General features: G+C 42.5%; 14 protein-coding genes. 9 read left to right on the top strand and 5 right to left on the bottom strand.

Annotated elements, in window-relative coordinates; all coding sequences use genetic code 11:
• The first annotated feature begins 10 nt into the window (after positions 1–10).
• From BN3769_RS09080 to abc-f, 5 genes are all read left to right on the top strand, one after another.
• Complete coding sequence (locus tag BN3769_RS09080; protein ID WP_068469775.1) at positions 11–370, top strand: peptide chain release factor-like protein; 360 nt, start codon at positions 11–13, stop codon at positions 368–370.
• A gap of 109 nt (positions 371–479) precedes the next feature.
• Positions 480–1,526, top strand: a complete 1,047-nt coding sequence (locus tag BN3769_RS09085; RefSeq protein ID WP_068469777.1) for a phospholipase D-like domain-containing protein — start codon at positions 480–482, stop codon at positions 1,524–1,526.
• A 448-nt stretch (positions 1,527–1,974) separates the two neighbouring features.
• Positions 1,975–3,765: a thiamine pyrophosphate-requiring protein gene (locus tag BN3769_RS09090; protein WP_068469780.1), complete on the top strand. Its 1,791-nt coding sequence runs from the start codon at positions 1,975–1,977 to the stop codon at positions 3,763–3,765.
• A 41-nt stretch (positions 3,766–3,806) separates the two neighbouring features.
• The gene (locus BN3769_RS09095) at positions 3,807–4,808 is read left to right on the top strand and encodes an NAD(P)H-quinone oxidoreductase (protein WP_228840663.1); all 1,002 of its coding nucleotides are present in this window, start codon (positions 3,807–3,809) and stop codon (positions 4,806–4,808) included.
• Between the two features lie 130 nt (positions 4,809–4,938).
• Complete coding sequence (abc-f, locus tag BN3769_RS09100) at positions 4,939–6,579, top strand: ribosomal protection-like ABC-F family protein (RefSeq protein WP_068469782.1); 1,641 nt, start codon at positions 4,939–4,941, stop codon at positions 6,577–6,579.
• A 392-nt stretch (positions 6,580–6,971) separates the two neighbouring features.
• Here the strand turns inward: abc-f and BN3769_RS09105 are convergent, their stop codons facing one another.
• Positions 6,972–8,522 (bottom strand): protein kinase domain-containing protein, encoded by a 1,551-nt coding sequence (locus tag BN3769_RS09105; RefSeq protein WP_068469784.1) that lies wholly within the window; start codon positions 8,520–8,522, stop codon positions 6,972–6,974.
• 748 nt (positions 8,523–9,270) lie between these two features.
• Here BN3769_RS09105 and BN3769_RS09110 point away from each other — a divergent pair.
• Together BN3769_RS09110 and BN3769_RS09115 are read left to right on the top strand one after the other, a co-directional pair.
• On the top strand, positions 9,271–13,752 hold the full coding sequence (locus BN3769_RS09110; RefSeq protein ID WP_068469786.1) for a hypothetical protein: 4,482 nt from the start codon (positions 9,271–9,273) through the stop codon (positions 13,750–13,752).
• 295 nt (positions 13,753–14,047) lie between these two features.
• Positions 14,048–14,818 (top strand): class I SAM-dependent methyltransferase, encoded by a 771-nt coding sequence (locus BN3769_RS09115; RefSeq protein WP_068469788.1) that lies wholly within the window; start codon positions 14,048–14,050, stop codon positions 14,816–14,818.
• 14 nt (positions 14,819–14,832) lie between these two features.
• Here BN3769_RS09115 and BN3769_RS09120 read toward each other — a convergent pair whose 3' ends face one another.
• From BN3769_RS09120 to BN3769_RS09130, 3 genes are read right to left on the bottom strand one after another with little or no spacing between them, the layout of a single operon-like run.
• Positions 14,833–15,222 carry an NUDIX domain-containing protein gene (locus BN3769_RS09120; protein ID WP_068469791.1) on the bottom strand — a complete coding sequence of 130 codons (390 nt, stop codon included), beginning with the start codon at positions 15,220–15,222 and terminating at the stop codon, positions 14,833–14,835.
• A gap of 8 nt (positions 15,223–15,230) precedes the next feature.
• Positions 15,231–15,980 (bottom strand): 2-phosphosulfolactate phosphatase, encoded by a 750-nt coding sequence (locus BN3769_RS09125; protein ID WP_068469793.1) that lies wholly within the window; start codon positions 15,978–15,980, stop codon positions 15,231–15,233.
• A gap of 18 nt (positions 15,981–15,998) precedes the next feature.
• Positions 15,999–16,454, bottom strand: coding sequence for a GyrI-like domain-containing protein (locus tag BN3769_RS09130; RefSeq protein WP_068469795.1), 456 nt, complete (start codon positions 16,452–16,454; stop codon positions 15,999–16,001).
• Between the two features lie 278 nt (positions 16,455–16,732).
• Here BN3769_RS09130 and BN3769_RS09135 point away from each other — a divergent pair, with 278 nt between their 5' ends.
• Positions 16,733–17,155, top strand: coding sequence for a hypothetical protein (locus tag BN3769_RS09135; protein WP_068469797.1), 423 nt, complete (start codon positions 16,733–16,735; stop codon positions 17,153–17,155).
• 160 nt (positions 17,156–17,315) lie between these two features.
• On the top strand, positions 17,316–18,161 hold the full coding sequence (locus BN3769_RS09140; protein ID WP_068469798.1) for an aminoglycoside 6-adenylyltransferase: 846 nt from the start codon (positions 17,316–17,318) through the stop codon (positions 18,159–18,161).
• A gap of 49 nt (positions 18,162–18,210) precedes the next feature.
• Here the strand turns inward: BN3769_RS09140 and BN3769_RS09145 are convergent, their stop codons facing one another.
• Entirely contained in the window at positions 18,211–19,965 is a 1,755-nt protein-coding gene (locus BN3769_RS09145; RefSeq protein ID WP_068469800.1) for a glycosyl hydrolase family 18 protein, read from the bottom strand.
• Positions 19,966–20,156: the final 191 nt, after the last annotated feature.

The following is a 20,156-nucleotide window of genomic DNA, read 5'->3' on the forward strand; positions in this document are numbered from 1 at the left end:
AGGCAAATAAATGAAAAAGATTCTTTTACCCCAAGACGACGGCGACCTGCTTGCCGACTGCCAATGCCAAACCTTTCGCGCCAGCGGTAAAGGTGGCCAGCATGTCAATGTCACGGATAGTGCAGTCCGTCTCATCCACTTGCCAACCGGCCTGGTTGTAACCTGCCAAAAAGAGCGCAGCCAATACCTAAACAAAAAAGCCTGCCTCATTAAACTACGCGAACGCGTGGAAAAACTGAATTACCGCCCTCCCAAACGCATCCCCACAAAAATGCCTAAAGCAGCTAAAGAAAAAAACTTGGCCAGAAAAGCTCACCATTCAGCAAAAAAGCGTTTGCGCCGCCTTCCTCCTGCTTCCAACAATGAATAAATAAAAAAACAATTAAATAAAAGTTTATCAATAACATCAAAATCAATTTGAAAACAAAAATAAAACAGAAGATAATTAATCATCTAATTAAATTTATTAGGTATTTAAAATGATGTCAAAATATTTGCAGGGAATTGCGCGTTTTATTATTTGTGTCTCTTGTTTAGTAGGTTCTCTTTACGGGACAATGCCCGCCTCAGCGGCTTCTGTTGTTATTTCCTCTGAGCAAAGCCAAGCGCGATTTTATCACACGCAAGATCGCAAGCAACTACGCTCAGCCATTTTGGAAGCGCTCGATCAAGCGCAGAAGTCCATTCTCATTTTTACTTTCAGCCTTTCCGATCCGTCCATTATTGCCAAGCTAAAGGAAAAAGCCTTGCAAGGCATCCAGGTTACTGTCGTTATTGATCATGAGCATTTGAATGAAATAAAATCAAAGGGCAGCGAACAAATAGAGATTGCCACCCGTCAATTGGGACAAGGGCATTTGCATCATAAAATCCTTGTCGTAGATAGACAAGACATTTGGATAGGCTCTGCCAACTTTACTCGCGCAGCTTATGAGGGCCAAGAAAACCTCATGGTCCGCTTGTCTTCTTCCGAACTAGGCGCCTATTTAGCGAATGAAGCGGATGTCTTTAAAGGAAAAGCTTGGCGTTTTGAACACGGCCCTTTATCCATTCCTCAGCCAAATCAAATCATTGATTTCTGCTTGCTGCCGCATGAGAGCTTCCCTATTAAAAAAATAGAGGCCGCTATTAACGCTGCTTCAAAAGAGCGTCTACTCAATGCTTTTGAAGAAGCCCAAGCAAGCCTCAAGATCGCAATGATGGTATGGACAAGCCCGGAATTGGCCCAGGCGGCAATTCAAGCTCATCAAAGAGGTGTACGGGTGCAAGTCGTTGCTCCCGATTTAGGAGGTGTCCTGCCTCAATTGCAAAAAGCTGGAATTGAAGTCAAAATCAATCCCGCTTTAGCTTTCGTGCATAATAAGATGATGATTGTCGACGATACCAAATTAGTGAATGGATCGGCCAACTGGTCCAAATCGGCTTTTACCCGTAATGATGAAAGCTTTATAGTCATTCATCCCCTAACGGACGATCAACAGGAGATTTTACACGCTTATTGGAACTATCTTTGGCCCGTTGATTAATCGTCAGCCCGTAACGGCAGATTTCTGTTAGCATAAGTTTCTTAGAGGGTTTCTTAAGCGTGGATTTTTAATCTGAGTTTGGAGTTTTTAGCCAATCCAATCCCTTTTTTGCTGATGCCTTTCATCCGCAAATGATTTTGATTCGCTCAACGGAAGTCTGCCTATTCTCTGCCAGCCGAAGTAAATTCAAAAATTGGCTATTTGAACTCCTTCAGGGCAGAGGCAATCTTTACGCCCCTTGTACAATTTGACAAATTTACCTTGTTTACTTTAGTTTGAGCCTAATTCCATTTTCCTTCCGAAAAGTGATTGCTTAAGAGATTGTTGTCGAATTCTTAATTGTCTCGATTCGAGACTGTTGTGAATTCGACACCGGCCTCTAATTGTTTTTCCTTATGCTCTTCTGTACCCATTCTCATTCATAAAACATTAACATTAGAGTCCTCTTATGCTTAAAAATACGGTGAGCGATTTTATCATTCGACGCCTGTCTGAATGGGGAATTAAACGCATTTTTGGCTATCCGGGCAATGGAATTAGCGGGATGGTAGAAGCGCTTAACCGGTCCCAGGATGCGATTCAATTTATTCAAGCCCGCCACGAGGAAATGGCAGCTTTTATGGCTTGCGCGCATGCGAAATTTACAGGAGAAGTCGGCATTTGCCTGGCGACATCAGGGCCAGGCGCTATTCATTTGCTCAATGGCCTCTATGACGCGAAATTGGATCATCAACCTGTCGTGGCCATTATTGGCCAACAAGCTCGCTCTTCTTTGGGAAACGATTGCCAGCAAGAAGTAGATCTTCTTTCCTTATTTAAAGATGTGGCAAGTGCCTACATACAAATAGCGGTTGATGAATCGCAAATCAGGCATCTTATTGACCGAGCTGTTCGCATTGCCCAAGTCGAAAGAACGGTCACCTGTGTGATTATTCCTCAAGATATTCAATCGCTTAAGCTTAAAGAGCTTTCTTTTAATCAATCAACCGCTCCTCCGGGAATTGGCCACGTTTATCCCCTTATCATTCCGACAGATTTTGATCTTAAAAGGGCCGCGGAAGTGCTGAATGCCGGTAAAAGAGTTGCTATTCTTATCGGCGCAGGAGCACTTCATGCCACAGACGAAATCATCCAAGCAGCAGATCTATTAGGAGCCGGGGTAGCCAAGGCCCTTCTCGGAAAGGCGGCCTTGCCTGACCACCTTCCCTTTGTGACAGGATCGATTGGAATAATCGGCACGAAACCTTCGCAAATTTTAATGGAAACTTGCGATACTTTATTCATCGTCGGCAGCAGCTTTCCTTATCCCGCGTTCCTTCCCAAAGAAGGCCAGGCAAGAGGCGTGCAAATTGATATAGACGGACGCATGCTGAGCCTTCGCTACCCCATGGAAGTGAATTTGATAGGAGATAGCAAAGAAACATTGCGCCTTCTTATCCCCCATTTGATAAAAAAAACAGATAGGGCTTGGCGCGCGTACATTGAGCAAGAGATCATTGCGTGGAATAAAGATTGCCATGACAGGGCAAGACTTCCTGCCAAGCCTTTAAATCCTCAGCTTGTCTTTCAGGAGCTTTCCGCCCGCCTTCCGGAAGAGTGCATCTTAACAGCTGATGCAGGATCGGCAGCTGCCTGGCTGGCTCGCGATGTTAAGGTTCGTCGCGGCATGTTGGTTTCTCTTTCCGGCAATCTAGCCTCTATGGGATCTGCTGTTCCTTATGCCATTGCCGCAAAATTTGCCTTTCCTAAAAGAATAGTGATTGCACTGGTCGGAGATGGGGCGATGCAGATGAATGGCAATGAAGAACTGATTACAATCAAAAAGTACTGGCAAGAATGGCTTGATCCTCGGTTAATCATCCTCGTGTTAAATAACCGCGACCTCAATTTTGAAACATGGGAACAAAGATTGGGAGACGGGAATCCTATTTATGAGAATTCCCAATCCATTCCGGATTTTCCTTACGCTCGCTATGCCGAATCCTTAGGTCTTAAAGGCCTAAGGGTGGACTCCCCCAATAAAATTGGAGACGCTTTTGATATTGCTCTGCAAGCTGATTGTCCTATTTTAATAGAGGCAGTCACCGATCCAGATATTCCCCCTTTTGCCCCTCATATTGCATTAATGGAAAAGGGGTATGCCTTTCCTCCTTCACTGATTCCTAAACATTCAGGAACGGAAGAACTTCTTCCCTATATAGCTAAAATCAAAGCCATTCAACCAGAGTCAGAAACCTAATCCCTTGTGCACAAGCTAATTATAATTTTAGGTATGATATCATGATTTCTCCCCTTCCCTCTACGATGGCTGCCATAGAAGTGATCCATCCCGGCGATCCTTCCGTCTTAAAAAAATGCACCCGCCCTACTCCTCAACCAGGCCCAGACGAGGTATTGATCGAAGTCAAGGCTGCCGGAGTCAACCGGCCAGACATCATGCAGCGCAAAGGCCTCTATCCGCCTCCACCTGGGGCCTCCGATATTCCAGGTCTTGAAGCCGCTGGAATCATCGCCAAAGTGGGAGCAAACGTCAAGCAATGGAAAGGGGGAGAAAAAGTCTGCGCCCTTTTGACTGGAGGAGGATATGCCGCTTATTGCACAACGCCGGCAGTCCAATGCCTGCCTATTCCTACTGGATTAAACTTCATCGAGGCGGCTTCCTTGCCTGAGACGTTTTTTACCGTCTGGAGCAATGTCTTTGTACGCGCCCACCTAGCTTCTGGGGAAAGCCTGCTTGTTCAAGGAGGTTCTAGCGGAATAGGCGTAGCCGCCATTCAAATGGCCTATGCTTGGGGATGCCGTGTTTTTGCTACAGCAGGCAGCACAGAAAAATGCAGGATCTGCGAAAGCTTAGGAGCAGAAAAGGCAATCAATTACCGGGAAACTGATTTTGCGCAAGCAATCAAAGACCTGACGCAAGGCCAGGGCGTTGATGTCATCTTGGATATGGTAGGCGGCGATTATGTACCGAAAGAGCTATCGATTCTAGCTGAAGAGGGACGCCTCGTCCTGATTAGTACCTTGAAGGGATCGGAAACAAGCCTCAATTTGCGTGAAATCATGATGCGCCGTCTAACCCTAACAGGCTCGACTTTGCGCAACCGTTCGCCCGCCTTCAAAGGAGCCATTGCAGCAGATCTAAGAAAAAATATCTGGCCCTTGATCGAAACGGGCAAAATCAAGCCCGTGATTTATCGTACATTCGCATTTGAAGAAGCCGCCGAGGCCCATCGCTTAATGGAGTCCGGTTCCCATAGTGGGAAAATCATCTTGACCCTTTGACGCAGGCCCGCCATCTTGCTAAAAATTTCTCTTCCTGCTAATATGAAGCCTCATCCAACAGGAAGGAGACCCATGCGCAATTAACCTTTGTTAAAGTTGTTTTCTTAAACAGTTTAGCCAAGGTATTGCTATGTCTTCTTTTCAACTCATCAAATTTGACTCCGTCTCAAAAAATTTTGGCCCCCGCCAAGTCTTAACAGATTTAACTTTTACCATCAGCCAAGGTCAGCGTTTGGCCATTGTCGGCGAAAATGGCTGTGGAAAGACGACCCTTGCCCGTTTGGCAGCAGGCCTAGATCAACCCGACCAAGGACATGTAGGCGTCTCTGGCTGTACAATCGGCTATTTGCCTCAAGATTCCTTCCCAGAGCAATTGAATGCGCTTTCGCTAGAAGAGGCATTATTGCAAGCGCAAGGCGGATTGCATAATCTATCTAAACAGCTGCACGCGCTGGAAGAAGCCATGGCGCAACTTTCGGAAGGCCCTGCTTTGGCAGCTGCTATGGGGGAATGGGATCACCTATATAACCTATTTATGGAACGCAACGGCTATGCGGCAGAAGAACGGGCGCGTACCTGCCTTTCCGCCCTTGGGCTAAATCGCTTGCCGATGACTCGTTCATTGGCGGATTTAAGCGGGGGCGAAAAACGGCGTGTCCTGTTAGCCACCCTCCTTCTAGAATCGCCTTCGCTTTTAATTTTGGACGAGCCGACTAACCATCTTGATAAGCAAGCATTAAATTGGCTTGAGGTTTTTTTACAATCTTTTAAAGGCGCTGTTCTCCTCATCAGCCATGACCGCTATTTTTTGAACCAAGTGGCCAACGGCATCCTCGAGCTTTCACCCATTCCTCCTCATTTGAACTATTATTCAGGAAATTATCATGATTATACGGTTGCCAAACAACGGGAACTGGCCAAGCGTTTGGAGGCTTACCAGCAACAGCAAGAAGACAGGCAAACCCTTATCCGTTTTTTAAAAGAGCAAACATTCTCTTCCAAAAAAGCTACACCTTCAAAGGACGGCAACAAAATGTGCTATGATCATCGCGGAGAAAAGCACATCAACAGCAAGCGCAAGGCAATTAGCCAAGCAAAGGCCCTTCTCGAAAAGATAGAAGAGGAAAAACTTGAGCATCCGCTCCCTAAACACTATGTCGGTATTAAGTTCCATCCCAAGCCGCTCGAAAGCCCGGTCGTCCTTCGATTGGAAGACATCCAACTATCCAGAGGAGACAAGCGCTTGATCAGCCAATTTTCTGCGACTGCCCTTCTTGGCGACCGCATTATTTTGGCTACGCCGAACGGCAGCGGAAAAAGTTCGCTACTGCACCTACTAGCTAATCGCCAACAGCCAGAAAGCGGACAGATCCAATATGCCCCCTCAGCCATCATGGGATGGTTGGATCAAGAGGTTTCAATAGAGAACCAATCGCTTACTTTGCAGGACTATTTGCAACAACGCTTTTCCTTGCCTGAACATGAATTGAGAAGTTATTTGCATCGTTTGGCTTTGATCGAAGACCGCCTCATTAAGCAAAAGATTGAACATCTAAGCCTAGGCCAAAAGCGACGGCTTCAATTGCTGGAGTTGATGCTAAGCGGGGCAAACGTTCTTATCTTAGATGAGCCGACCAATCACCTTGCTCCGCGCATACTCGATGAATTGGAAACCGCTTTACTTAACTTTCCAGGAACGATTATTGCTGCAACGCACGATCGCCAGTTTGCCCAACGGATCGGCAAAACATACTGGGAATGGAAGGAATGAATGCTAATGTTGATAAAACAATCCACAACGCACGAGAATGAAAGTATCTTAACTCTTTCAATTTTTCTCTTGAATTAGGGCTTTATGTGGAGGAATGCAAGAGGAGTGGTGAGCCCGCTTATCCCTCGCTTATCCCGATCAAATTGACTAGCCAATCGAACCGTAGGCATTTACTCAACAATATAGGCAAGAAAGCCGCCTCCCAAGGCGGCTCATCTTTTCTTTTCACATCATCCTACATGCAGACAAATCTAGGCTGCCCAATCTTGCAGCAATTTAAGATGGTATTAACCTAAGTTTGGAGTTTTTGCCCTTTGGACTAACGTGAAAGCTCTTGCAGATGAAAAATGGCAAGGCTTTGACGCAGTCGAAAGAGCAAAAAAACTGCAAACTCAGGTTATTAACTTGTCTAAGCCTACTGCTGCGTCTGCACAAGAAAGCCTATTATCTGGATCAATTTTCAAAAGGCCTTTCGTTATTTCTAACATTCCAAGCGTTAATGTCTTTTCATCTTCTGAAAGGGAGCTCTTCGAAATTTTGCTAGACACGCTATCAAGATAGCCGTCCATTTGATCTTGTTTAAGCTTTTTAGAAGCAAAGTTATTGACAGGGGCATTGAATTTCGGATCTACAAACGCTAAAATTGTTATCCCTAAAGAGAAACTATCAAATTTATCATTGATCATTTGCTCGTTAATTTTTAGATCTCCATTCTCATCTAAATGTTCTGGAGGCAAAAAGGTAAGGGTTCCTCCAATAAATTCTTTTTTGTCATCTATCAAAGTATTAAACAAGGTATCAAAGTCATGGATATACCCTTTCATTTGCCCATCTGTTTGCTGCTTAAATAAAATATTGGCAGGTTTAATATCACCATGTATAAAGTGCTGTTTATGAATTTCTTTTAATCCAATCGCCACGTCTCTCATGACTTGGCAATACTGCTTAGGTGTGGCAACTTTCTTTAATTTCTCTCCATCTCCATCCATTCTTTGTTGCACAGCATAATGACTTGGTTCGTATGAGTCTTCGCTAATGTGACTAAATTTATAATTTGGGACAATATGAGGAATTCCAAGACTATGTAATTTTCGTAAATTTCGGACATTTGCCCCAGCCGATGCGATAGAGGACGGCTTCGATCGGGCCTCTACATATTCTTCTAAATTATTCAATTGAATAGCTTCGTTAATGTCCTTATTTCCCCCCTTGGCAAGGGGTTCTCTCGAAATATAGATCCCTCCATCATATAGCGTAAAAGGATAATGTTGATCATTAGCCGATTCAAAGCGAAAGGCTTGAGAATTGCTTAAATCCTGTTGCTGTGCCAATTGCTTACCGATTGCTTTTATTGTCTCTTGCATTTTTTCGTTTCCAGAAATCTGCTTATCTTTTACTTGCTTAACAAGTACCTTTAAATTTTTTAATTTTAGCCTCGATATCACGGTTGCCAAAGATTGGGTATAGTCAAAATCTTGGGTCTCCGATAAGACCTTTGCTAAAGGCTTGAGGTAATTAAAGTTACCAATTTGATTAACGAATCCCTTCACTCTATTGAGTGTCTCTAAATTCATTGTTTCAGCCAGCTCTTGCTCTGCTTGAACAAGATCAGACACATCTCCTCTGGCCTGTTCGCTAGCCTGCCTGATAGCCTTTTCGCTAATTCCTATCGCCTGACTTAAATCCGAGATTTTAATATATAAAGGATGATCACTTGCCTTTATCCGAACCATAACATGGGTTCTTTCAGGAATAAAGCAGCTAAGCGATAATAAACCCAATGTTTTGCTATATAACGTTTGTTGAGGATCAATTTGTAAAGATTGAATTTTTTGAATCGTCCCATCTACACTTTTTAATATTATATTTTGGGGACTGTTAACAGATTGATAGTATAAACTATCCGAATTAAAACTAAACTCACCGGATTGTTTTGTTTTCATATTTATTAAAAACTAAAAATAAACAAATTACCAACAAACATCTATAACATTAAACATACAACCACAAACAATAAAATAAAAACCCTACGTTTATAATTATAACACTTAACGCGTTTAATTAATAATATTGTTTAAAAATAACATAAATATATGCAATTAGATAATTTTTCATTTATTGTTCGATAATAAATTGAAATAAATTCAGAAGAAGGTATTTAGAAGATTTCTTAACTATATTTGAGAGTATTTTCTCTCTAAGCGAAAAGAACGGTGAGCTTAGGCTATTAACATGAGTTTTATAGACTTAAAATTTAATAAGGAAAAAGCGTAAGACGAAAAAAGATAGTCTGATGGTTTGATGATCAAATGGCAGCTTATAGGATCTCTTTTAAGCAAGAGAATACTTATAAAGAGAGGAAAATTGTTAAAATCCTTACTTCGAGAAAGGTGGAGGCGGCGAAGACTTTTCCCTCAAGATTTTCTAGCTTGGAGAGCGGAAGAATTCACATCTAGATCGTTAGCGGTCTTCATTCTAAAATCCGAAGAAAGGGCGCAGACATAAAAGTGTTAACCTCATTTTTAAATTAAATATTCAATTATTAAAATAATTTCATTTTAATTAAAAGTAGATTAATATCCTTGCATCCGCAGCTAATTTCAACATTTAACATATTCGATTGCTTATTAAATCATTCTTGCATCATTACTCTTTTAAGGCTTATCCATTTACTTTAATGGAAAATAAAAAATGAACATTCTTATTTCTCAATACCAGCAATTTACAAATGTGTTTACAAATGCAATGCGGAACAGAACATACATCCGCTCCGATACCTCAGCCTATTTAGAGAGTCACACAAAATTCTCTAATTTTAAAACTAAGCAAATTACAGCGATATGCAGAGAATGTATTGATTATTTTTCAAATCATAGTCCTCAGCCCCTAGGAAGCCGAATTACTCTTTTGACCCAACTCGAAGGAGCATTGCATGCATTTTCTCAGCGCATACAAAGCTCTATTGAAAATCGTTGGTGGTATCCTCTTTTACATTTTTTTGGCTATCGTGCCCAAGCTCCTAAAGACGTGCGCGATCTTCTAGCTCTTGCCCACAGGAAGCAGGCAGACTTGCAAGGCCAAGCACAAGGGCTAGATCGGCCTATCCTTCCTTCTGCTTTACCCTCTCCTTCCTCTTTAGAGAGGCAAGAGGTGCTGTGCCCTTCTTTGCCAGAGAAGGAGCTGGATGATTTGTCAACAGTTAACGATTCATCCCCGTCTGGATTTTCTCATCAAGAGCAATTATGCGAGCAGCGACTGCATGCTTTTCGGGAAGTTTTTAAGCCTTTAGAAGATCCCGCCTGCTTATCTGAGGGCCAGCTCTCTGCCATGAGAGACATGTTGAAAAGCATGTCGACGGAAGAATTAAAGGCTGCCTTTGAAAAGGATCCAAACTGTTTTTATCTTCAAGTCGATCAGTGGCAGTTTAATAGGCCGTTAACCGCTTTAGGCGCTTTATTACACCTCATGCCTGCAGATAAGCTGCCGGCTTTTTATCATCTCTGTCTGGCGCGCAAAGAATTTTATCTCAGTATTGCCAATCTCATTTTCTTATCCTTCCATGATTCGCATGCGAACTTAATCCCTCATCTTCAACATTTATTTCAATTAATGTCAGCAAGCGACCTGCTGGACTTTACCACTCAATTGGCAAGCCATAGGAACTGGCGTTTTAAACCATCTTTACTCACTGTCATCCCTTCCTTTTTATCAGAAGAGTCCCGCCAACTCTTTTATGAGCAGCTTGTTCAAGAGCCTGATGCTGCTGCCTACTTTATAGAAGCCATTCATGAAAAATATCCGCAGGAAGCAGCGAAGGTTTTACACCTTTTCTTGCTAAAAGCGGCGCTTTTCCCTTCAGCAGAAAATACCTTTGGACAGTTAGTACAGGACTTATCTGTAGAGCAAAGAGCGGTGATCGCCCATTTCCTTTTTCCCCTATTAAATGCACAAAGCTGGAGCAGGTTAATCAATCTTTGCCAGTCTTTCCAACCCTCTTTTTCATTTCTAGAAAAAGTATTGAGCCTTGTCCAAGAGCCATCCGCCCTTTCGCTTATACTGATCCCTGAAGCGCTTGCCGATAAATGGTTTTGCTTTGGCATTCTTAGAATAATCTTATCCCACCCCTCTCCTGTTATTAGAGAATCGGCTTGTCTAATTTATTTACAAAGCCCTCTGTGCCAGGTGCATGGTTTCATGGCTTTTTTTGAAGAGATGCACTTGCGCTCACTCAAAGACCCTGTTATCGATGCACCTGTTATCGATCAATTGATCCCGCATTTAAATCCCCTACAATTGCTTCTTCTAAAATCCATGTATTTTAATCGGAATCAAACGCTCCCTACCAGCCTTCAAATGGGCTTGGAAAAGACTTCTTTGTCCATGAAAGATTATTTAGCTTTGGCCGCCGGGCAGAAAAACTTGCCTAATGAAGATTTATCAACTTTAAAACCAATGCTCTACAATTGGATAGAAAGCCATTTAAGGGATAAAAATTGGGATGACTTAATAAAAAGCTTAGAAACGCAAGAATTGGCTCTCCTACTGGATATCATGCCTAAACATGCCCGTTTTGCCATTCCTGCCTTGATTTGGAGACAATGCACATCTCTGGAAAATGTGGAATTGCCGCAGGTCCGAGAAGGCTTAAGGCTTTTTTTAGAAAACGCCTCGGACCAAGCCATTCAGCAAATCCATTCTTACTTTTCCGACGCATTCAGATTCCAATCTCGTTGGTATCCCCTGCTTACGCCTAGACAGAGGATGCTCACGTTGTCTTACTGGCTGAATAAAGATGCAGAGGAGTTTTCAACCGGTATAGATGCAATTCTTAGGCACTACCCTGAAAATCAAGTGATCTTGTTAGAGATTGTTTGCTTTTGCGAATCTCAATTTGAAGAAGTGAAGCAACAATTTTATCCTCGAATAGCGGAGCTTTTTTATCTTCCTCCTTTAATTGAAAGTGCTTATGAAAATCATTCTCAAGAGGCCCAAGCATTTGTAAAAAACCTTTTCAAATACGTAACCGATCTACAGGCCTCTTCTTTGGAGAAAATATCCTTACTGCAAGAGAATGAAACCGAAGAATTATTAGAATCCTGCCAAAATCATCCAAAGCTTGCTTGCAAATTGATTTTTACTACCAATTGGCAAACAAGGGCTAGATTGCAAGAACATTTAGAGCGCTGTTTAAAAAAGGCTGCCTCTTCTTGTTTAGCAGAAAGTGAATTCAGCCTAGCGGTAAAAACTGGATTACTTACGAGACAGGCGCATGCAAATCCCTATATTTTCATTGAAGCCTTGGGCACAATGAACATTGATTCAAAAAGCCATCCCCTTTTAAAAGTTGTCTTTAGGCAAATCGTTTCTTACTTTGATGATAAGAAATTAGACATTGCCTTTTCGCCTTTTGAAGCAGCCAATTTGCATCTTTTATTGCAAACGCTAACTGAGCGTTATCATTCAGATTGCTTATCAAGAATTCTAGAAAGCCTTCCAGCGAATCAGATGGCTCATTTTCTATGTTGCATGCCTTTCTCTGCTATGCAAAACCAAAGCCGGGCGATACGCTTTTGGCCGTCTTCTCAAGTGATCAAATTATTCTCTCATTTAAGGCCAGATTTGCAAGGATTATTATTTAAGCATATGACCATCCTAGGAAATTGCAATATGGATTTCCTTGGCCAAATTGTTTCCCTTTATAAGGGTGCAGAAGCCCCTCTTCTAAAAGTTTTCTTGGATCAAACAGATAATAGTTCTGATATTCAACGCCTGATCCCTATCCTTTATTTCAGCGATTTTTTTCAGCTGCGTCTATTAAAAGATAATTTTAAAAAAGCCCTTAAGGAATTGCCTTCACCTTTAGCCTGTGCCAATGGATCTCCAAAAGCCATCTTAGATGCAGATTTAAGCCTTCCGTCCTCTCCTTTGAAGGAAGATCCGGCTAATATCATTCGAAAGCTTGATCAATTAGACCGTTTCTCAGGCCATCCTGTTGTAAACTTTGCACATATTGAATCTTTGGTCGCTTCCATAAAACAAGGGCCTGTAGAGCAAGCTAAATGGGCGATTGCGTCTTTTTCTCCCTATCAATTAGTGGTTGCTTGGCACTTTATGGATAAGCATTTAAAAGCCTATGCCAGTGAAATACATAGAGAAGAGACTCTGGCGCTCTGCCATCAATTTCCGGTAGAGAGATTGCTCCTCGCTCAAATAGAGCCTGTTGATTATCCCGCTTTTGCAGAGTCTTTAACAACAGAACAAAGACAAAGCCTCTTTGGAATACAGGATCTTAGCTTAGAGTCAATTAAAAGTAATAAAGACAAAATCACTCCTGCAGGCATATGCGTGGCTTTCTGCTTATCTAAAGAAAAGGATGCCTGGAAACCAGTTTTGATAAATTTAAGCACAGCCCAGCTTCTAGCCCTTTATGAGTTTTTAAACGCGGAACAAAAAGAAAGCCTCATTCCCCATTTAACTTCAGAAAAATTGCTTGCTCTTTTGAATCTGTCTTCTGTTCGCTCGGCAGATGATCTGCCCTTTTTGACTCAAACATTGTTAAAACAATTATTCGGCAAAAAACAAGGGTCTTTTCCCGCAAAAAATTTATTATGGTCTAATGAAACGGAATTAACCGGTCAACTTTTACGCCTGTCTTACCATTTAAATAGCTATCAAGAACCTACTTTAAGAGGAATGCAAGCCAAGGATAAAGATGAATTGAAACTGAACCTTGAACAAAACATAAATAAAATAAGCGTGCTTCCTCATACGCATTCTTTCCTCCACCCTCTTTTGAATAAATCTGCACAAGAATGGAATTGGCAAGAGAGCTTAATTGCCAAATTGGGCTTCGAAATTTTGGTGAACATGGAAAAGAAAGGCAAGCCAAGCCCTTCAGAGGTAAAATCCTCCGAAATAACCCCCTCAGGGCTAGATTTCTCGGAAATGATGGCTTATGCCCATCTAAATCAAATTCATCAAAAACTGCAGCTAGGCTTAAATGCGCTTAAAGAGGTAAAAGAATTCGCACCTTTTGCTTTGGCATTAAAAGAATTGATTGGAAATTTGCATCAAATATTAGAAGACAATCATTTGATGGAACAGGCACATGAAGAAGTGAATTATTTGCCTCAGCTCAATCAAGATATTTATGCCTACTATGCGCATGAATAAGGGTTATTTTTAGTCTTTTCCCGACTGTAGGGATCGGCAGAAATCTCCCATCTGCCGGTCCATTAGCCAAAATAGAAAAGTATAAACTAACCTCATCTTATTGATAACTAACCTTTTAATATGATCACTAAATCCGTCGGTAAAGATAAACCTAATGAAGAAGAGGGAAATGCCTATCTTTTATACCGAAATGAGTTCAAAAATTGAAATTTCGACTAGCATGAAATAGTCTTTTATTGATTATAATCAAAATTGTAAGGTTATTTTTCTCAAACAATTAATTTTAGGTAACTTTATGCTCAAAAGTTATCAGCAGCTTTGCACGGAATTTTATGATTTGACCAAACCACGGGCGTGTGAGGGCGAGGTCAATTTTTATGCCAATTTGATAGACAATGCAGATGGCCCTATCTTAGAAGCCATGTGCGGATCCGGGCGACTGCTCATTCCCCTTCTCGAAAAAGGCTATCAGATTGAAGGCGTCGACCTTTCCTCCTCCATGCTTCAGCAATGCGCCAAGCGCTGTCGGCAGGCACATCTTCCCGTCCAGCTCTATCATCAATCCATGCAATCGCTTTCTCTTCCCCATCCCTATGCCTTGATTTATATTCCCGTCGGCTCTTTTCAACTGTTCCCCGATCGCTTAGAAGCTTTGCATATCTTGCAAATCCTTTACCGTCATCTTATTCCTGGCGGTCTATTGATTTTAGATATCTCCGTTCCTTGGGACTCTTTGCACGCCTGCATTGAAGGAGATCAGCTAGTCGATTCGCCCAAACCAGTGGTGCTTGAGCGTCGGATCAATGACGCGGAAGGGCACCTCTATCATTTGCATTCACATCTCACTATTTATCCTAAAGAACAGCTAGAAGTCTATTTTAATCGCTATGAAAAATGGAAAGGAGACCAATTGCTGGCCACCGAAGAAGAGGAATTATTTATTCGCTGGTATTATCGCTATGAAATGGAATTGCTTTTGGAAAAAGCAGGCTTTTCCTCTATTAAGCTTAGCGAAGTGTCTTTTAGCCACAGTCCACAAGCCCAGCTTTATCAAGCCAAAAAATAAATGATTTTTTGAATTTATTTTAAGGCAGATTGGGCAAAAGGAGTCAGCCCTTGCGGATTAAGCGTAGAAAGCGGATACCAATCAAAACTATCTTCTGGCTTGGCATCAAGAAGCGAATACCACTCTTTGACGATATAAAGAAGGCCTAAATGGTGAAAATCGAATTGTTCAGCGCGGATAAAATAAGAGACATTTTGCAAAAGTTGCATAGAGACAAAGCCCATGGCAACTTCTTCTCGCATCTCTCTTCTTAAAGCCTCTTCGATGGTCTCTCCAAACTCAATTTTCCCTCCAGGTAAATCCAACTTACCTTGATAAGGACCGGATCGCTTAGGAGTTAAGAGGATAGATTGCTTGTCAATCAGCACACCATAAACGCCTATCCGCGTCACTTTGTTAACCATTTTATTCTTTACTTCATTCCTTGCAGATTAAATGGCCAAGCCAAGCCTTCTCTAGTAACCGGACGCAGAACAAACAAGCCGTTTTCCACAGACACTTCCATGGCAAAGGGAAATTGATCGGCTTGGCAAGCTGCTTCTAAATCATGGACAGGAAAATGGGGATAAAAACCACTAGAAAACGCCGCTCCTATCGGAGAAAGCCTGACCCGCTCCAAATAGGGTTCAACGCTCTCCTCTCCTTCCTCTAAAAGCTTGGCCTCCAAATAATCAGCCAAAGCCAGATCCTCAAAACCACCTCTTGTTGTTCCGGTAATCACAAAGCTGACCGAATGCGATTCTAAAAAACGGATGCGCTCTAAAGTCGCTTTTGCCACCACAAAGCTGGAAACTAATATTTTAGACGCCCGATGCGACTTCACAACGCCTTGAGTCCCCGAAGATGTTCTAAAAATCAGCGTCTTCCCATGCAAAGAAGCATTTGCCATTTCGATCGGCGAATTTCCAAAATGGAAACCGTCGATGGGAATTCCCTGCTGCTCTCCAGCCAATAAGGCGTCCGGAAATTGCCTCTGAAGGCGGAAGGCCTCCTCTACCTCGCCAACTAAAACCATCTTTTCCGCTCCCGCAGCAAAGGCATAAGCAGCTGTTGTAAAAGCCCGTACAACATCGATGACAATGACAAGTCCTGTCAACTCTCCACAGGCAGACAAGCGAATTTTTTGAATGTCTAAGCTTTTTTTAATTTTTAATAGACTCATCAGCCGCCCTCCTTTTTGCTAATCCCTTATAGCAATCGAAATGTTCATTTCAGGATCAACCATGCTATTATACTTGCTGCCATAAATTTCAAAATCGCCTGTATATGTGCGCTTTAATGCCGTTTGCCAAATAGTTTTCCATGTTTCTATGATCGCTTTAGGAAAGGCTCCTTTGGCAGTGAAAACCGCATAAGTCGAAGCAGGGACCGTTTTACCGACCATTCCTTGCGGAATTTTCTCTAAAGAACTGACTTCGCAACCAATAACTAACGAATAAGGCTTCGTATGATCGCTTTCATAATCGCAATAAAGCGCCATGACGTCTTCTGATAATCGATCAGGAATGCGGCTTAATACGCCCTCTTTATAGAAACGCTCCCAGTGCTGCGCAATGACAAGCGGATTGGCATTGGATGCCCGACATTCAATGCCAATCATGTGCTTAGCCGGAACTTTGACTTTCTGGTACTTCATTTTCTCACCCCAAAATAAAGATATGATGAACCTATCCCACTATTCTATTCATTGAGATTTTTAGGTAATTTTTGAGGACAATCTTAAATTAAGATGACTGAAAAAGAAATCAAAAAGATCAAAGGATAGAATGGCGTGACAGCCTCCCTTTTCCTTATATAAAATAGCCAGATTAACCCATCCTATATAATTAAAAATATAATTAATATTATTATTTACTTCTATTTTATTTAAAAATAATTAAAATAAATCGTTTTTTAAAACAAATAGGTACTTGCATGCATACAACTTTTGATTTTCTTATAGGAACGAATCCTGCTTATCCTTCTCAACCGACGACACAGACAACGGGGCAAGCTCAGTCTAATCAAGCTCTAATTAACTCGGCCCAGCTTCAGAATGCTGCGACGATTGCTCAGTGGATGCAAGCGTCTGCTCCGCTATTTTATCTAACAAGAGTCCCTTTAGCAGACCCAAATTTTAACACTCATCCTTACACAGGCCCAAGCTTCTCTTCCGTAGCGACGACTCCACTTCCTGCTATTCCAGAAGGTGAAGAGAGCGAAGAATGCGAGGAAGGAGATAAGGCTGAGCCTCAAGAACAATTGGTTTCTAATATAGCAGATCTATTACCCTCTTTAAATCCAAACGACTCTTCTTATCATTTATCTTGCTCTTCTATTCAGCTGCTTCCAAAATAAGCATTTGATTGTCTTGCTAGTAGGGCGGCTTATTGAATAAGCTGCCTGCTTGAGAGCTATTCTAAAAGGTTTCCCAATCAGACCCAGCAAATATTGCTTTACTTTTAGCTCTTGCCATAGAGAATTCCGCATTAATCGAATAAGCGATGGATTAAACAAGATGATGGAACAACTTATCCAATGGGTGGAGCATGAACATTCCATCCGAGCAGCTTTTTTGATTGGATCGCGGGCTGGACAGCATTTTGACGAATTATCCGATTATGACCTCTCTCTTTTTTGCCAAAGCTTAGAGCCTTTCATTCATCAAGATGACTGGCTTTTTGCTATTGGACGACCATGGATTTGCGTACATGAGAAAATCTATTTGAAGCAAAATGCTTTTCCCTCGCGCTTGGTTATTTTTGAAGGGGGTATTAAAGTCGATTTTTCATTTTTCCCTTTAAATGTCCTGCAAGGCTTTATTTCTTCCTCTTCGTTGCCCGCAGACTATCAATCCGGCTACCGCATACTTGTGGATAAAGATCACCTTCCAGCCTTAATACCCACTCCCTCTTTACAAAAGCCGGAAGACAAGCAGCCATCAGAGCACGCCTTTTCAACAATTGTCGAGGAATTTTGGTTTGAAGCCTATCATGTCGCCAAGTATTTAAAACGGCATGATTTATGGTCGGCAAAGTTCAGAGCGGCCTTGATTAATGATCATTTTCTATTAAAAATGCTCGAATGGCATGCGCAAGCCTCGCATGGGTGGAGGCTAGCCCTCCCTCCAAATGGCAAAGGCATGCATACATGGCTAGACGATCAGTCTTGGAAGGCGCTAAATGAAATCTTCGCCCGCCTTGACAGGCAAGAGAGCTGGCAGGCATTGGAAAAGACGATCGACCTTTTCCGTCAGCTGGCTATTCCACTCTCCAAACAGATGGGATTTGCCTATCCCCATGACATGGATAGCCATCTATCGCAATTCGTTCAGAAGCTGAGAAAAGAAGATGAGCATGAATAGTAAGTTAAATAAATGCCAAGAGGCCCTAAAAGGGCCTCTTGATTCAAAATTAATGCAAAATATTCCAAGCTGTATTGGTCGCCCCATCGCTTCCAAGTCCAGTTAGGTTTTCGTGATCGCGGTTCAAATCCCAAAACATGATTCCACCAAGTCCATTGGCAATCACATATTCGGCCGCATTTTGAATATCGCTCAAAGAGGTCATCACGTGCAGATCATCATATCCCGGCATCAATCCAATAATAATCTTAGAGGCAGGTACGCCCATATTTTGCAGGGCTTGAATATCCTGTTGGTAAGAATAGCCCGGGCCATAGTCATAGGCCATGATGCTAATCGAATTGACATAAGGATGCGCCCCTTGAATCACTTGATCATAGGGATAAGTGGTCGAAGCCGGCGTTTTTGGCGTATAGCTGATAAGCGCTTGGCTTCCCAATAGCTGCCGTGTGTTTTGCAGCAAAGCGATTTGCAAATCGGGGGCGGGATAATCTTCGATATCAAAGTCTACACCGTCCAGATTATTCCCTTGAACAAAGGAGGCTATTGCTTGAGCCATTCCAACTGCATCTTGAGCTGTCAAAAGCTGCCCTGATAAGCCATAAGTCGCTCCTCCAATAGATAATTTAACCTTTTTGCCTGCATTGTGGACGGCTGCAATGAATTGCGTCAAAGTCGCTTGATCGCAGTCTAGGCCTGCAATGGCGAATGTATGCGTGCCTGTTGAATTAAAATTGGCAAACGCAATATCGATGACATCGGCATGCATATTGACAATAGTGTTGATGGAATCAACCGAATTCCAAGACTCCCAATAGCCTTCCACAATGGCGTTAGTCTGTGGCGCCTGCTGAGTCACGATGGCTTCTTCAATATTGCTTTGAGGGCCGGTTAAGACTCCTGAGTAAGCTGTTGCGCGATAGTAATACTGGCCAGGCTGTTTCCCGCTTGCTTGGTAAGAGGTATTCGCTCCATGATAGGCAATTTGGGGATCGGAGAAATCGCTAGTTAAAGACTCTTCTAACGTATAGCCTTGAGCCCCCGCCACAGCACTCCAGCTGACGAGATATTGGCTGTTGCCCGTAGGATTGCTAATGGGCTGTAGGATTGGAGCTGCCAGATCAACTTGAACGGTCACGCTTTGTACATTGCTATAAGGACTTATGCCGGAAGAGTTGATCGCAGCCACTCGGTAAAAATACGTCCCATTAGGCTGATTGGCCGCTGAATAAGAGAGCGCTGTTCCTTGGGCAACCACCTGCGGATTGGAAAAAGCACTGGTGATATCTTGTTGAAGCTGATAAGTGGCCGCATTAGCGACGCTGTTCCAAGAAACCAAATAGCTTGTTGGAGAAGAAGAACTAATGACAACCGGATTTAAGACAGGCGCCTTGGGGACAGGTGGAGGAGTCGGCACGCCATTTGCCATAGCCAATAGCCCATTAAGGGCAGGAGTGCCGGAATCCGGGTTTTGCACAATCATGCCAAAAGTCGTTGATCCCTCCCCCGGTATAGTTCCTCCCCCAATCCAAGTCGGGTTTTTAACCGTTATATTCTGGCCGCTAGCTGTATACGCACCATTCCAAAGACTGCTAATAGATTGCCCATCAGGCAGGCTGAAAGCGGCTGTCCAAGAAGAAGTCGCTGTTGAAGACGGATTGGTCAAAGTGACTGTCGCTTGGTATCCGGATGGCCAAGCAGTATCGATCACATAAGACGCCTGCAATGGAAAAGCTGTATCGGCATACGCCCTTGCTACAAGCAATAGCAAAAAGGAAAAGATTAAAGACAAGCCTCTTTTCATATATCAATGCTCCTTAGATAAGGGTTAGAGGATTAAAACTGCTAATGATCGAGATTTGAGTTCTTTTCACTTAAGAGAAAATACTCAAATATCAACCATTATGAGTTTTAATACGCCCCTTTAAAAGATCGTGGAATAGGTTCTTAAAACCTCATATTAAAAAAATAAACCAGGCTATAGATCTATCAAGC

Source organism: Candidatus Protochlamydia phocaeensis (genome assembly GCF_001545115.1).
GTDB classification, from domain to species: Bacteria; Chlamydiota; Chlamydiia; order Chlamydiales; family Parachlamydiaceae; genus Protochlamydia_A; species Protochlamydia_A phocaeensis.

Coding starts and splice junctions, on each gene's coding strand:
- BN3769_RS09095 (WP_228840663.1), top strand. CDS start 3,807: ATGATTTCTCCCCTTCCCTCTACGATGGCTGCCATAGAAGTGATCCAT.
- abc-f (WP_068469782.1), top strand. CDS start 4,939: ATGTCTTCTTTTCAACTCATCAAATTTGACTCCGTCTCAAAAAATTTT.
- BN3769_RS09110 (WP_068469786.1), top strand. CDS start 9,271: ATGAACATTCTTATTTCTCAATACCAGCAATTTACAAATGTGTTTACA.
- BN3769_RS09115 (WP_068469788.1), top strand. CDS start 14,048: ATGCTCAAAAGTTATCAGCAGCTTTGCACGGAATTTTATGATTTGACC.
- BN3769_RS09125 (WP_068469793.1), bottom strand. CDS start 15,980: ATGAGTCTATTAAAAATTAAAAAAAGCTTAGACATTCAAAAAATTCGC.
- BN3769_RS09080 (WP_068469775.1), top strand. CDS start 11: ATGAAAAAGATTCTTTTACCCCAAGACGACGGCGACCTGCTTGCCGAC.
- BN3769_RS09105 (WP_068469784.1), bottom strand. CDS start 8,522: ATGAAAACAAAACAATCCGGTGAGTTTAGTTTTAATTCGGATAGTTTA.
- BN3769_RS09085 (WP_068469777.1), top strand. CDS start 480: ATGATGTCAAAATATTTGCAGGGAATTGCGCGTTTTATTATTTGTGTC.
- BN3769_RS09130 (WP_068469795.1), bottom strand. CDS start 16,454: ATGAAGTACCAGAAAGTCAAAGTTCCGGCTAAGCACATGATTGGCATT.
- BN3769_RS09140 (WP_068469798.1), top strand. CDS start 17,316: ATGATGGAACAACTTATCCAATGGGTGGAGCATGAACATTCCATCCGA.
- BN3769_RS09120 (WP_068469791.1), bottom strand. CDS start 15,222: ATGGTTAACAAAGTGACGCGGATAGGCGTTTATGGTGTGCTGATTGAC.
- BN3769_RS09135 (WP_068469797.1), top strand. CDS start 16,733: ATGCATACAACTTTTGATTTTCTTATAGGAACGAATCCTGCTTATCCT.
- BN3769_RS09145 (WP_068469800.1), bottom strand. CDS start 19,965: ATGAAAAGAGGCTTGTCTTTAATCTTTTCCTTTTTGCTATTGCTTGTA.
- BN3769_RS09090 (WP_068469780.1), top strand. CDS start 1,975: ATGCTTAAAAATACGGTGAGCGATTTTATCATTCGACGCCTGTCTGAA.